This window comes from Erwinia persicina, from assembly GCF_014838825.1.
Taxonomy (GTDB): Bacteria; Pseudomonadota; Gammaproteobacteria; order Enterobacterales; family Enterobacteriaceae; genus Erwinia; species Erwinia persicina_A.
Window position 1 is genome coordinate 842926 of record NZ_JACYMO010000001.1, and the last position, 11976, is coordinate 854901.

The 11976-nt window shown below is 61.1% G+C and carries 12 protein-coding genes; 2 read left to right on the forward strand and 10 right to left on the reverse strand.

The window, feature by feature from the left end; genetic code table 11:
* Positions 1 to 6: 6 nt before the first annotated feature.
* Genes phnK through phnF form a run of 6 tightly spaced genes read right to left on the reverse strand, consistent with a single transcriptional unit; the run spans position 7 to position 4408 of the window.
* Positions 7 to 765, reverse strand: a complete 759-nt coding sequence (gene phnK / locus IFU29_RS03925) for a phosphonate C-P lyase system protein PhnK (protein WP_062742666.1) — start codon at positions 763 to 765, stop codon at positions 7 to 9.
* Positions 762 to 1604: an alpha-D-ribose 1-methylphosphonate 5-phosphate C-P-lyase PhnJ gene (locus IFU29_RS03930; RefSeq protein ID WP_191932754.1), complete on the reverse strand. Its 843-nt coding sequence runs from the start codon at positions 1602 to 1604 to the stop codon at positions 762 to 764. Before IFU29_RS03930 ends, phnK begins: the two co-directional genes overlap by 4 nt.
* Positions 1597 to 2673: a carbon-phosphorus lyase complex subunit PhnI gene (locus IFU29_RS03935; RefSeq protein WP_191932755.1), complete on the reverse strand. Its 1077-nt coding sequence runs from the start codon at positions 2671 to 2673 to the stop codon at positions 1597 to 1599. The genes IFU29_RS03930 and IFU29_RS03935 overlap by 8 nt, the downstream gene beginning before the upstream one ends.
* On the reverse strand, positions 2673 to 3248 hold the full coding sequence (gene phnH / locus IFU29_RS03940) for a phosphonate C-P lyase system protein PhnH (RefSeq protein WP_191932756.1): 576 nt from the start codon (positions 3246 to 3248) through the stop codon (positions 2673 to 2675). Before phnH ends, IFU29_RS03935 begins: the two co-directional genes overlap by 1 nt.
* Positions 3245 to 3688: a phosphonate C-P lyase system protein PhnG gene (phnG, locus tag IFU29_RS03945; RefSeq protein WP_191932757.1), complete on the reverse strand. Its 444-nt coding sequence runs from the start codon at positions 3686 to 3688 to the stop codon at positions 3245 to 3247. Before phnG ends, phnH begins: the two co-directional genes overlap by 4 nt.
* Positions 3689 to 4408, reverse strand: coding sequence for a phosphonate metabolism transcriptional regulator PhnF (gene phnF, locus IFU29_RS03950; RefSeq protein WP_118663839.1), 720 nt, complete (start codon positions 4406 to 4408; stop codon positions 3689 to 3691). It lies immediately after the preceding gene.
* 251 nt (positions 4409 to 4659) lie between these two features.
* Between phnF and IFU29_RS03955 the strand changes: the two genes are divergently transcribed.
* The gene (locus tag IFU29_RS03955; protein WP_191932758.1) at positions 4660 to 5835 is read left to right on the forward strand and encodes an MFS transporter; all 1176 of its coding nucleotides are present in this window, start codon (positions 4660 to 4662) and stop codon (positions 5833 to 5835) included.
* Between the two features lie 83 nt (positions 5836 to 5918).
* A complete protein-coding gene (locus tag IFU29_RS03960) occupies positions 5919 to 6578 on the forward strand; it encodes an O-methyltransferase (protein WP_191932759.1) in 660 nt (219 codons plus the stop codon).
* Between the two features lie 2 nt (positions 6579 to 6580).
* On the opposite strand, the gene IFU29_RS03965 is transcribed toward IFU29_RS03960, so the two are convergent.
* From IFU29_RS03965 to IFU29_RS03980, 4 genes are all read right to left on the reverse strand, one after another.
* On the reverse strand, positions 6581 to 6913 hold the full coding sequence (locus IFU29_RS03965; protein ID WP_244633610.1) for a hypothetical protein: 333 nt from the start codon (positions 6911 to 6913) through the stop codon (positions 6581 to 6583).
* A 349-nt stretch (positions 6914 to 7262) separates the two neighbouring features.
* Entirely contained in the window at positions 7263 to 9242 is a 1980-nt protein-coding gene (locus IFU29_RS03970) for a hydantoinase B/oxoprolinase family protein (protein WP_191932760.1), read from the reverse strand.
* Positions 9232 to 11292 (reverse strand): hydantoinase/oxoprolinase family protein, encoded by a 2061-nt coding sequence (locus tag IFU29_RS03975; protein ID WP_191932761.1) that lies wholly within the window; start codon positions 11290 to 11292, stop codon positions 9232 to 9234. The genes IFU29_RS03970 and IFU29_RS03975 overlap by 11 nt, the downstream gene beginning before the upstream one ends.
* Positions 11289 to 11759: a GNAT family N-acetyltransferase gene (locus IFU29_RS03980; protein ID WP_191932762.1), complete on the reverse strand. Its 471-nt coding sequence runs from the start codon at positions 11757 to 11759 to the stop codon at positions 11289 to 11291. Before IFU29_RS03980 ends, IFU29_RS03975 begins: the two co-directional genes overlap by 4 nt.
* Positions 11760 to 11976: the final 217 nt, after the last annotated feature.

An 11976-nucleotide genomic window follows, 5' to 3' on the forward strand; every position in this document is an offset into this window, starting at 1 on the left:
CCGGATTCAGACAATCGATGACACCAGCAGCTGGGTGTACGGATGGTGCGGGTCGTCCAGCACCCGGTCGGTGAGTCCGCTCTCGACCACCCTGCCCTCTTTCATTACCAGCAGCCGGTGGGCCAGCAGGCGGGCGACGCCGAGATCGTGGGTGACAATCACCACCGCCAGATTCAGGTCGCGCACCAGGCTGCGCAGCAGGTCCAGCAGGCGTGCCTGTACCGACACGTCCAGCCCGCCGGTGGGCTCATCCATAAACACCAGCGTGGGGTGGGTCACCAGATTGCGGGCAATTTGCAGCCGCTGCTGCATACCGCCGGAGAAGGTGCCCGGCAGGTCGTCAATGCGCGACAGCGGGATCTCCACGTCCTGCAGCCACTGGCCAGCGGTTTCGCGGATCTGCCCGTAATGCCGCTGGCCGACCGCCATCAGCCGCTCGCCGATGTTGCCCCCGGCAGACACCTGCGCCCGCAGGCCGTCCATTGGATACTGATGCACCACACCCCACTCGGTGCGCAGCAGGCGGCGGCGGTCGCTTTCGCTGAGGGCATAAAGGTCCTGCCCCTGATAGATAATCTCGCCGTGCTGCGGGGCCAGGCGGGCAGAGATCGACTTCAGCAGCGTGGTTTTACCGGAGCCGGACTCGCCGACAATGCCCAGCACCTCGCCGGGATACAGCTCGAAAGAGACATCGCTGAACCCTTTGCCCGGGGCATAAAGATGGGTTAGCTGACTGACCGCCAGCAGGGGGGACTCGCGCTTCATGATAGGGTCTCTTGTTGCTGATGGCAGTAGTCGGTGTCGGAACAGACAAACAGGCGGGAGCCGGCGTCATCAAGTACCACTTCATCCAGGTAGCTGTCGCGTGACCCGCACAGCGCACAGGGCTCATCCCACTGCTGTACCGTGAAGGGATGGTCATCAAAGTCGAGACTTTCCACTTTGGTATAGGGCGGCAGCGCGTAAATACGCTTTTCACGCCCGGCACCGAACAGCTGCAACGCGGGCATCATGTCCATCTTCGGGTTATCAAATTTTGGGATCGGCGACGGGTCCATCACGTAACGGTCGTTGACCTTTACCGGGTAAGCATAGGTAGTGGCGATATGGCCGTAGCGGGCAATATCTTCATACAGTTTGACCTGCATGATGCCGTACTCCTCCAGCGCGTGCATGGTGCGGGTTTCGGTTTCCCGCGGCTCAATAAAGCGCAGGGGTTCCGGGATCGGCACCTGGTAAATCAGGATCTGGTCTTCACTCAGCGGCGTTTCAGGAATGCGGTGCCGGGTCTGGATCAGCGTGGCATCCACCGTCCGCTCGGTGGTGGCCGCCCCGCTGACGCGCTGGAAAAAGCGGCGGATAGAGACCGCATTGGTGGTGTCATCCGCCCCCTGGTCGATCACCTTCAGCACATCATGTTCGCCGATCACGCTGGCCGTCAGCTGAATACCGCCGGTGCCCCAGCCGTAGGGCATCGGCATCTCGCGGCCACCAAAGGGTACCTGATAGCCAGGAATGGCGACGGCTTTCAGGATGGCGCGGCGGATGGTGCGTTTACTCTGTTCATCAAGATAGCCGGGGTTATAACCGCTCAGTTCAGTCACGGTGCGCCTCCTGGTATTCCGCCCGCAGGCGTTTCAGCAGCTCCAGTTCAGCCTGGAAATCCACGTAATGGGGCAGCTTCAGGTGTGAGACAAATCCCGCCGCTTCAACGTTATCCGCATGCGAGAGAACAAATTCTTCGTCCTGCGCCGGGCTGGTTATCCGTTCACCGTGCTCCTCCGTCTGCAGGGCCCGATCCACCAGCGCCATCGCCATCGCTTTCCGTTCCGCACGACCAAACACCAGCCCGTAACCGCGGGTAAAGTGCGGCGCATCCTCTTCCGGCGTGGTAAAACCGTTGACCATTTCGCACTCGGTCAGCATCACTTCACCAATGTCCAGCGGAAAGCCCAGCTCTTCCGGGATAATGTCGACCCTGACCCATCCGGTGCGGATCTCCCCGGCAAAGGGATGGGTGCGCCCGTATCCGCGCTGCGTGGAGTACCCCAGCGCCAGCAGAAAGCCTTCATCGCCGCGCACCAGCTGCTGCAGACGCGCCGATCGCGGCATCGGGTAGGCGGGCGCATCGCGGGTGATATCCAGCGGCTCACTGCCGTCATCTTCTTCACGCCGGGCCAGCCCTTCCCGTGTCATCAGATCAAACATATGCGGGCACTCTGCCGCCAGCGGCTGCTCTGCACGCGGCGTCACCGGAGTCTTGCCTTCGGCCAGCAGGGTGAAATCCAGCAGGCGATGCGTGTAGTCAAAGGTCGGCCCGAGCAGCTGTCCGCCGGGCAGATCTTTATACACCGCCGAGATACGGCGCTCGACGCGCATCGCCCCGCTGTCCAGCGGCAGGCTGTCAGCCAGACGCGGCAGCGTGGTGCGGTAGGCGCGCAGGAGAAAAATCGCTTCGACCAGGTCACCGGCGGCCTGTTTGATCGCCAGCGCCGCCAGTTCGCGGTCGTGAATGCCGCCTTCGGTCATCACGCGATCCACCGCCAGTCCCAGCTGTTGTTCAATCTGCGTACAGGACAGCTCCGGCTGGTCACTGTCCCCCCGGCGCAGGCTCTCCTGCAGTTGATGGGCGGCGGCAATGGCCTTCTCGCCCCCTTTCACGGCGACGTACATCAGCAGACCTCCACATCGGTGCTGCGCGGCAGCGCCATCATGTTTTCACCACAGGTAAAGATCAGATCAATACCCTGCGGGAAACGGTGGTGCCGTTCACGCAGGTAGTGAAGCACACTGTCGGGAAGCTGGGGGGCGATGGCACGACGCTCCTGCAGGCCGGGGCCGCGCAGGCGCAGCGTCAGGCCGCCGCTGAGGGCAGGAACGTCAATGATCAGCGTACTGCTTTTTTCCGGTGACACATTGTCACCGGGGGAAAAACGGTCAAGGCTGATGCCGGATCGGGCATGCAGCAGGGCAAACGGCGCTTCCGGGCTGTCGGTCACCGGCGCGCCGGTATGGAAACGCAGGTTGCTCAACAGCGCGTCGTCGCGCAGGGCATCGTCAATCCACAGCGGGGTTTCACGATCCACCAGGGTCATCATCACCGCGGTGGCCGCACAGGAAGCGTTACCCCAGGCGGGCAGCGCAGGCAGGGACACCATCACACCTGGCTCACTCATTGCTTTCAGAATACGGCGGAAGGCACGCTGCGCATCCGCCACGGGATGGCTAAAACTGGCCAGTAATGTCATGCGTTGTCTCCCCGGACAAGGGTAAAGAAATCGACCCGGCTGCTGGCAACTTCCCGTGAGCGCAGCGCACGCTGCTCGTCACGCAGGGCCGCCAGCGGCACGATAATCTGCTGATGGAGGTAATGTGTGCTGTCATCCTGCAACAGGGCGTCGAGCAGCGCACAGCGTTCGGCGTGGGCTTTATCCCGCCCGAGAAGGTAGCTGTAACCGCACACGCCGTTTTCAAGGCGAACCACGGCGCGCGTCACGGTGGTATCCCCGAGGATAAAGCGGCGACCGGTGCCGCCCATGCGCGCCTGCAGGCGGGTGAGGCCCGTTTCCGGCGCGCGCAGCAGCTGGTACGCTGGCTGTAAATCCGCAGGCCAGTGCGCCAGCAGCTGCTGCGGCTGACTGTGGGCCAGCACCGATAGCCAGTGCTGACGTGCCTTATGTGCTTCCATTTAATGCTCCAGCGTCAGTTCAATCATGTCGGCACGCGTCAGGCTGACGGAGTATTCCGCCATGCTGCCGCTGTCGGTACAGGTGTTCAGAGTGCGCACCGAGAGCAGCGGCGCGTGCAGGGAAACCTGCAACAGGCTGCTCTCTTTTGCCTGCGCCCGGCGCGCGGTGATCCGCGTCTGCTTACGCGTCAGCCCGGCGGTGAGATGCAGGCGGATAAAGTCATGCAGCGAGCCGTGACTGAACTGCTGCAGCTGCGGCCACCAGCTCAGGTCCGGCAGATAGTGGTTAATCACGCAGACCGGCACGCCGTTCACCCGGCGCAGGGTGCGCAGATGGATCACCGTATCGCCCTCGTGAATGCCCAGCGCCGTCGCCACTTCAGCATTACAGGGGCGCAGCACCGCCAGCAGGCGTTCACTGGTCGGGTGGCTCCCCTGCTCCATCAGGTTCTGGCTGAAGCGTGCCTGCGCGTGCAGGGGATAGTTATAGGGCCGCATCAGCACCAGGATGCCCACCCCCTGGCGGCGCTGCACCAGCCCCTTGTCCACCAGCTCATCCACCGCCCGGCGCAGGGTGTGGCGGTTAACGGCATAGTTCGCCGCCAGCTGTTTTTCAGACGGCAGGTACTCGCCGCTGCGGTAGCGGCTGCGCAGCTCGTCTTCCAGCTGGGCCGCTATCGCCTGATATAAAGTGGTCGGATGTCTGGATAAGTTGAGCATAAAAAAAATCTCCACGGGACAAGGCCGGATAGCAGGGAAATTTGCGTTAAGTTCCCGGTGACTGATGGCAGTAACATTGAAGGGATTGTGTGACAGTGGGGTTAACACCAGATGAAGGTTTTTAAAACGCGCTGATAATGTGCGAGCGCGCTGGAGCTGAACTCTAGTCGCCCTCTCGACTAAAGGCTAGCTGGACGCAGCGGCCTCAGCCTCTACACTTGTTCTTCACTTATCGATTATCAGGAAACGTTATGTCGTCGTCTTCCGTCCGCCTCCCCGCAGCCGTGTATACGCTGGGGTTTGGTGTTTTTGCGCTGGTGACCAGCGAATTCCAGGTTGCCGCACTGATGAATATCATGAGCGCCGATCTGCATATCAGCCTGCCGATGACCGGTTATCTGATTACCCTGTACGCGCTGGCAATGGCGACAGGCGGGCCGCTGCTCGCGCTGGTGTTACTGAAGCATCCGCCGCGCCGCAGTCTGCTGATCCTGCTGGCGCTGTTTGTTGCCAGCCAGGCGCTGGGAGCGGTAGCGGGCAGCTATCTGCCGCTGGTGATTGCCCGCATCCTGACCGGGGCGGTGGCGGGTGCCTTTATCGGCTGCGCGGTGAGCACCGGCGTCAGGCTGGTCCCGCAACAGCAGATCTCCGGTGCCATCACCGTCGTGCTGGGAGGGCTGATGATCGGCACCGTGCTTGGCCTGCCGCTGGCCAGCTTTATCGGCAATCTGGCAGGCTGGCGCGTCAGCTTCTGGTCAGTGGTGGTCATTGCCCTGCTCGCCCTGTGGCTGACCGCCAGAACCGTGCCTGCCACGCTGAAACCGGACGACATCAATCTGGCCGATGAACTGCGGGCGTTAAAAAACCCGACGCTGTGGCGCGCCTACAGCACCAGCCTGCTGATTATTGGCGCGACCTTCGCCGGTTTCAGCTACTTTACCCCGATCCTCAGCTCGCAGACCGGTTTCAGCCACGGCGAAGTGACCGTGCTGCTGCTGGTATACGGCATGGCCACCGTACTGGGTAATGCCGTGGTGGGTCGCCTTGCCGGGCGTTATGCGCTGCCGGCGATCGCCACGGGTCTGCTGGCGCTGGCCTGCTGTTTTGCGCTGTTTGCCCGCTTTATTCATCTGCCACCGGTCGCCATTGCCTCGGCTGTCGGTGTCGGGCTGTTTGGCGTGACGATGAATCCGGCGATGGTGACGCGCGTGATGGCCGCTGCCGGTAACCGACAGCTGGTGAACACGCTGCACACCTCGATGATCACTTTCGGGCTGATGCTCGGGTCGCTTCTCGGCGGCCTGGGTATTGAGTACGGTTTCGGGCTGAGCGCGCCGCTGTGGATCGGAGCAGGTATGGCGCTGTGCGGGCTGTTAACGCTGATCCCGGATCTGAAAACCACCCGGTCACAGGCCTGTACAGAGTAAACTCAGTGCTGATACCGGTTCTTTAACCCCAGGGGCTGACCTTCTTATCGGGTCTGCCCGCTCCCCCTTAGCAAGGAGAAATCATGAATCAACAACGCTGGACAGAGGTCGATAACTATCTGACAGAACAGCTGGTGCCACAGGATGAGGCACTGCTGGCCGCGCTGGAAAACAATCAGGCCGCGGGCTTACCGGCCATTGATGTGGCCCCGAACCAGGGCAAATTGCTCAACCTGCTGGCAAAAATGACCGGGGCGAAACGCATACTGGAAATCGGCACGCTTGGCGGTTACAGCACGCTGTGGATGGCGCGTGCGCTGCCCGAAGGGGGCAAAGTGATCACTCTGGAATATGAACCCCGCCACGCGGAGATCGCCGCACAGAATATCCGCCGCGCCGGGCTGGAACACAGGGTCACCCTGCGCGTCGGCGCCGCGCTGGATACCCTGCCGACGCTGGCTGACGCCGCGCCGTTTGATATGATCTTTATTGATGCTGATAAACGTAATAACCCGGCCTACCTGGAGTGGGCGATCCGCTATTCGCGCCCGGGTACGCTGATTATTGGCGATAACGTTGTGCGCAATGGTCACGTCGCTGACGGCGATACCAGCGACTGGAATATTCAGGGGATACGTGACTTTCTGACCATGATGGGCAGCGATCCCCGCCTTGACGCGACCGCGATTCAAACCGTGGGGGCAAAAGGCTGGGACGGCTTCTCGCTGGCGCTGGTGAAATAATTTCACCCTGGCTCGTGAGGGCCGGGGGCGATATTGGCCAGTGAAACCATAATGCCACACAGTGAAGTACAAATAAGGGGGAAAATAAACGCCTCAGAGTGGCGCAAGGGATTATTCAGGTCCAGCGCAACAACCAAAAAAAACAAACTCGATGCAAAGGTCGCGCTAGAAAATACCTGATGTAATTTATATTGCAGCTTGTGTAATGAAAATGGCGGCGTATGCGTTGACCGCCAGTCCCAGATAAGGTGAATCATCAGATAGAGGGTACAAACAGAAAAATAGAAATAGACCAGCTGCTGACTATCCTGTGGGAAGAACGAACAGAAGCGCATCAACTTGCGCGCCAGACGGCGAACAGGTACAAAGCACTGAGCAGGGTTCCTCCTGTCACCACACCGCAGTTGATCACATAAGGCGTGAGTGTAATGGCCGGAAATAACAGGGGGACAAATCCCGAAAGTGCCAACCCCCAGCCCCCCCCACCTATTACTGCATGTATTAACGTTTTAAGACTGAAATCCATTTTCCACCTCCATAACTTATTCCATTAATAAAGTAAAACCTCCTGAGCACGCCAAAAATATTACCGAAAATAAAAACTAAGATCATCACAAAATAATAAAGCAGCCGCCCTTAAATCCCGTTTTTCGGGATGGATCGCAGAATTCAAGGGGGCAGGACTTATCTCCCGCTCAGTGCCGGAAAACGCTGTTGCAACCCGCTAAACAGAGCGGACATCTGCGCTTCCAGCGGCAGGTCCGCCCCCTCGCCCGCGTTGACCGCCGCAAACACCTGGTGCTTGAGAAAATGACGCCAGACTACCGGCTGTCGGGCGAGAAACACCGTTAACAGCTGATAGCGTTCCGGTGTCCACAGGGCTTCAAAGGTGCGCCGGGCGTCCCCCACGTCGAAGTGCTCGCCAGTCCCCGCCGGCATTGCCGCACGCAGGCGCGCCGTCCCGACGTCGTCAATCTCTCCGCACTGCAGCGCCACGCCGTACTGCTCACGAGCCGCCTGCTCCGTCAGGAAGCCGCACTGTACATCCTGCAGTACCGCCTGCGCGCGGCGGTTTTTCGCCAGCCCGTAGCCGCCGGCACCCGGGCCTTTGATTGCCACCACGTCACCCGGCCCGCAGTGGATCACATCGGTGTTCCCGTGCTCCGTCACGCGGCCATCGGCATGCTCGGTGCGAAACCATGAGGTGCTACCCGCCCGTCCGCCCGCCGCCCCGGCGGAGGAGAAGACCGAACGATTGCGGTTGCGGGCCGTAATAGTGGTATTAGGGGCAAACACCTCAAACGCCATTTCGGTCGCCAGCCCGCCGCGATACTCCCCGGCACCTGCGCTATCGGTCGCCAGACCATAGCGCAGGAACCGCACCGGGACTTCCGCTTCGTTGATCTCTATTGGCGTATTCTTCAGAAACGCCGACAGGCCGCCGGAACCGTCCGGGCCATCGTGTTTCGGTGTACCGCCCGCCCCGCCGCCTACCGGGCCGAGGGAGGCCACCACACTGCGGTTCTGGCCGTCAACGGTGCGGATATTAATGATGGAGTTCCCCCCCGGGGAGTTGGCCGGCAGCCGATCCGGCATCGCCAGGGAAAACGCGCCCACGGTAGCAATCTGCGACATGGCACAGGTCAGGGAGCGCATGCCTACGGCCGCTGGCGCTTCACAGTTCATAATGGTGCCCGGCGGTAAAATCGCCCGCGTCGGGCGCAGCGTTCCGGCGTTCAGCAGCAGGGAACGATCCAGCGTCGACAGCACGTATGTCACCCCCACCAGCGCCAGCGGGTGACGTTCCCGCCCCCCGGTAGGCATATTGAGGGAGGACATCAGTTGCGGATCGCTGCCGGTATAGTCCAGCACCAGGCTGTCGCCTTTCACCCGCAGCGTGACGGCAATACGGCAGGGATAACCGCCCTCGCCATCTTCGTCCGCGTAATCGGCGTAGAAGTACTCCCCGTCAGGAATGGTGCTGATAATGCCGCGCGCCTGCTGCTCGGCGTAATCGAGGATCCCCTCAACCCCGGTGAGGAAGTCCTCAATGCCAAAGCGGGCGATAATCTCCTGCACTTTGCGTTCGCCAATATTTACCGACGCAATCTGGGCGTTAAAGTCTCCCCAGTTCTGATCGGGTACACGGACGTTCAGCCGCATAATGCGCGCCACCTCTTCGTTCAGCACGCCCCCGCTGATGATCTTCAGCGGCGGGATACGGATGCCTTCCTGCACGATCTCCGTCAGCGAGCGCGACAGCGAGGCCGGTACCGCTCCCCCCACGTCGGTGTTATGGATGTGGCCCACCACAAAACAGGTGATTTCGCCGTCGTGGAACACCGGTTTCCAGATATGAATGTCCGGTGAATGGGTGGCCACGTTACCCGCATACGAATCGTTGGTGATGCAGATATCGCCTTCCTGATAGCCGTCAATCAGCGCCAGCACCGGGCCATAATCAATGCCGCTGTACCAGGGCGCACCAAAGCTGCGCGGTGACGCAAAGGCCATCCCGTCACGGCTGACAATCTGACAGGAAAAATCTTCCGTCTCTTTGACAAAGGTGGAGTGCGCGGTTCGCATCAGCGTAAATGCCATGGCATCGGCGGCGGCCGCGCAGTAGTTGGCGAGAATTTGCAGGTTACGTCCATCAATGGCCATGATGTGCTCCGGTTAGCGGGGTAATAATCAGGTTGCCGTACTGGTCAACATCGACCTGCATCTGCGGCGGAACGCAGGTGGTGCAGTCATCCTGGGCAATAATCACCGGCCCGGTCAGCTGGTGTCCGGCGCGCAGCGCACTGCGGGCAACAACATCCAGCTGCCACCAGCGCCCGTCAATCCAGGCTTCAACCTGTTGCTGTACCGGAACCGGTCCGTCTGCCTCAGGCAGCGTGGTCAGGCGTGGTTTTGGCGTCGGGGAGGAGAGCACCAGCCGCAGGTTGATGAGTTGTACCGGTGCCTGCGCATCGTGATGGCCAAACAGACGGGTGTGATGAGCATCGAAGGCGCTGCGGATTGCCTGCAGGTCCCCTTCGAGCAGCCAGCATCGCTGCACGACGACATCGATTTCAAACGACTGTCCGCGATAGCGCATATCTGCCGAGAAACTGAGTTCGTACGGCAGATCGGCACCATATTCCCGTGCCAGCCAGCCTTCCGCTTCGTCACTGAGCTGCTGCGCACTCTGCTGCAGGCGGTCACTGACCGCCGGGGTCAGGTCGCAGTACAGCGTGCGGATAAAGTCATTTTTGATATCGGCCACCAGGCCACCCAGCGCCGAAAGCACGCCTGGCGTGGGGGGCACCACCACGCCTTTCAGCTTCAGCTCACGCGCCAGGAAGCAGCCCATCATGGGCCCGGCACCGCCGAACGCCAGGAAGTAAAATTCGCGCGGATCCAGACCAAAGCGCGAGATCAGCCCGCTGGTGTCGCTGTACATGCTGGAGATCGCCAGCGCGATAATATTTTCGGCAGTTTCCTCAATGCTGATCCCCAGCGGGCCGGCCAGTTTCCCGACCGCCGCACGCGCGCCGGCGACGTCCACCTGCACCGCGTTGTAACCGAGGTCGCCATGCCCCATCAGGCCGCAGGCCGCAAAGGCATCCGTGGCGGTCGCCTCGGTGCCGCCACGGCGGAAGCAGACCGGCCCCGGCAGCGATCCGGCGCTGTCCGGGCCGACCTGCAACACCCCCAGACTGTCGATCCAGGCAATCGATCCCCCGCCCTGTCCCACCGAGGTGACAGAGACGGACGGAATATAGATCGGGAAGTCACCGATAATTTCGCCGTTGCCGTATTCCGGGCGGCCATCGATGATCACCGCCACATCCGCGCTGGTGCCGCCGATATCCAGACTGAGCAGGCGGTCAAAACCGCAACTTTCAGCGATATAGCTCGCGCCCATCACCCCGGACGCCGTGCCAGACAGCACCATCTGCACGCACTCGGCTTTTGCCTGCGCCAGGCCCATCACCCCGCCGTTAGATTTGGTGATACGCGGCGGTACCGGTACCCCCATCGCTTTCAGCGCCCGCTCGAAGGCATCCAGATACTGGATTACCTTCGGCTGCACGTAGGCATTGATCACCGCGGTGATGGTGCGTTCATATTCGCGGATGATCGGCCAGATCTCTGCCGAACAGGAGGTCAGCAGGTCAGGGGCGATTTCAGCCACGATCTCGCGCACCTGCGCTTCATTGCTGCCGTTGCGATAGCTGTGCAGAAGTGAGACGACAATACCCTCGCAGCCCGCCGCGCGCGCCGCCTCCACCGCATCGATGACGCTCTGGCGGTCCACCGCCTGCAGCACGTTGCCGTCGCGGTCGCTGCGCTCTCTGATGGCGAAAACGCGGTCGCGGGCGATCAGCGGGGCCGGACGGCGTGAAAACAGATCGTGAATATGTGGAATTTTGAGCCGCGCCAGCTCCAGCACATCACAGAACCCTTCCGTGGCAAACAGCGCCAGCTTCACCCCCTTGCGCTGGATCACCGCATTAACGCCGACCGTCGTGCCGTGGGTAAAGTAATGGATGTCGGCAGGATCAATCCCATCGCGCTGCGCAAACTGCGCCAGCCCGGTGGTGATCTCGCTGCCGGGGCTGTCCGGGCGTGACAGGACTTTCAGGGTACGGATGCTGTTATCACGCTCGTCCAGCAGCGCAAAATCCGTGAACGATCCGCCAATATCGACGCCAACGCGGTAGCTCATGGGGTGTTGTCCTCTGGTGGGGTGGGAATAAATTCCATCAGTCGCTGTGGCTGTGCCACGGGCTGCCAGCCCGCCCGACGGTAAACGTCGTGAGCATCGTCGGTGGCCAGCATCCAGCGTTTTATTGTTTGCAGTTCGGGATGGGTGAGCACGGTGGCGGCAAACCAGCGGCCGAGCCCTTTGCCGCGATGGGCATCATCAATCATCACGTCGCTGAGGTAAGCAAAGCGGCTGTAATCGGTGATCAGACGACCAAATCCGACCTGCTGCTGGCGGTAATAAAGACCAAAGGGCATGGATGCGGCGAGAGATCGCTCGGTGGTTGCCAGCGACTGCCCGGCGGCCCAGTAGCTTTTTTCAGCCAGCTGGGCATGCACCCACGCGATATCCAGTTTGCGGGTATCGCTGCTTAACAGATATTCATCGCGCTGCCATTCGGCAACCACGGGGACAACCGGCTTGAGCATAGGGACTCCTGGCTCTTTTTTAGCGGATAAAAAGAGTGTAAGCCCTTTAGCAGGCGCAGTTTTTTGGTTGTGCGGGGTCAGTACGGCGTTTTGTGGGGAATTGCGGGCGGGCGGGGAAATATTCTGCCGGACGAGGGAAGCCCGCGTGCCAGGCATGGTGCTGTCGCGGGCGCGCGGCGCGCCTCTGACGTTGACCTGGACAATGGCGCACATCCTC

Excerpts from the sequence above, each read along its gene's own strand:
- phnK (WP_062742666.1), bottom strand. The coding sequence starts at position 765 with ATGAAGCGCGAGTCCCCCCTGCTGGCGGTCAGTCAGCTAACCCATCTT.
- IFU29_RS03935 (WP_191932755.1), bottom strand. The coding sequence starts at position 2,673 with ATGTACGTCGCCGTGAAAGGGGGCGAGAAGGCCATTGCCGCCGCCCAT.
- phnH (WP_191932756.1), bottom strand. The coding sequence starts at position 3,248 with ATGACATTACTGGCCAGTTTTAGCCATCCCGTGGCGGATGCGCAGCGT.
- phnG (WP_191932757.1), bottom strand. The coding sequence starts at position 3,688 with ATGGAAGCACATAAGGCACGTCAGCACTGGCTATCGGTGCTGGCCCAC.
- phnF (WP_118663839.1), bottom strand. The coding sequence starts at position 4,408 with ATGCTCAACTTATCCAGACATCCGACCACTTTATATCAGGCGATAGCG.
- IFU29_RS03955 (WP_191932758.1), top strand. The coding sequence starts at position 4,660 with ATGTCGTCGTCTTCCGTCCGCCTCCCCGCAGCCGTGTATACGCTGGGG.
- IFU29_RS03960 (WP_191932759.1), top strand. The coding sequence starts at position 5,919 with ATGAATCAACAACGCTGGACAGAGGTCGATAACTATCTGACAGAACAG.
- IFU29_RS03965 (WP_244633610.1), bottom strand. The coding sequence starts at position 6,913 with ATGCGCTTCTGTTCGTTCTTCCCACAGGATAGTCAGCAGCTGGTCTAT.
- IFU29_RS03970 (WP_191932760.1), bottom strand. The coding sequence starts at position 9,242 with ATGGCCATTGATGGACGTAACCTGCAAATTCTCGCCAACTACTGCGCG.
- IFU29_RS03975 (WP_191932761.1), bottom strand. The coding sequence starts at position 11,292 with ATGAGCTACCGCGTTGGCGTCGATATTGGCGGATCGTTCACGGATTTT.
- IFU29_RS03980 (WP_191932762.1), bottom strand. The coding sequence starts at position 11,759 with ATGCTCAAGCCGGTTGTCCCCGTGGTTGCCGAATGGCAGCGCGATGAA.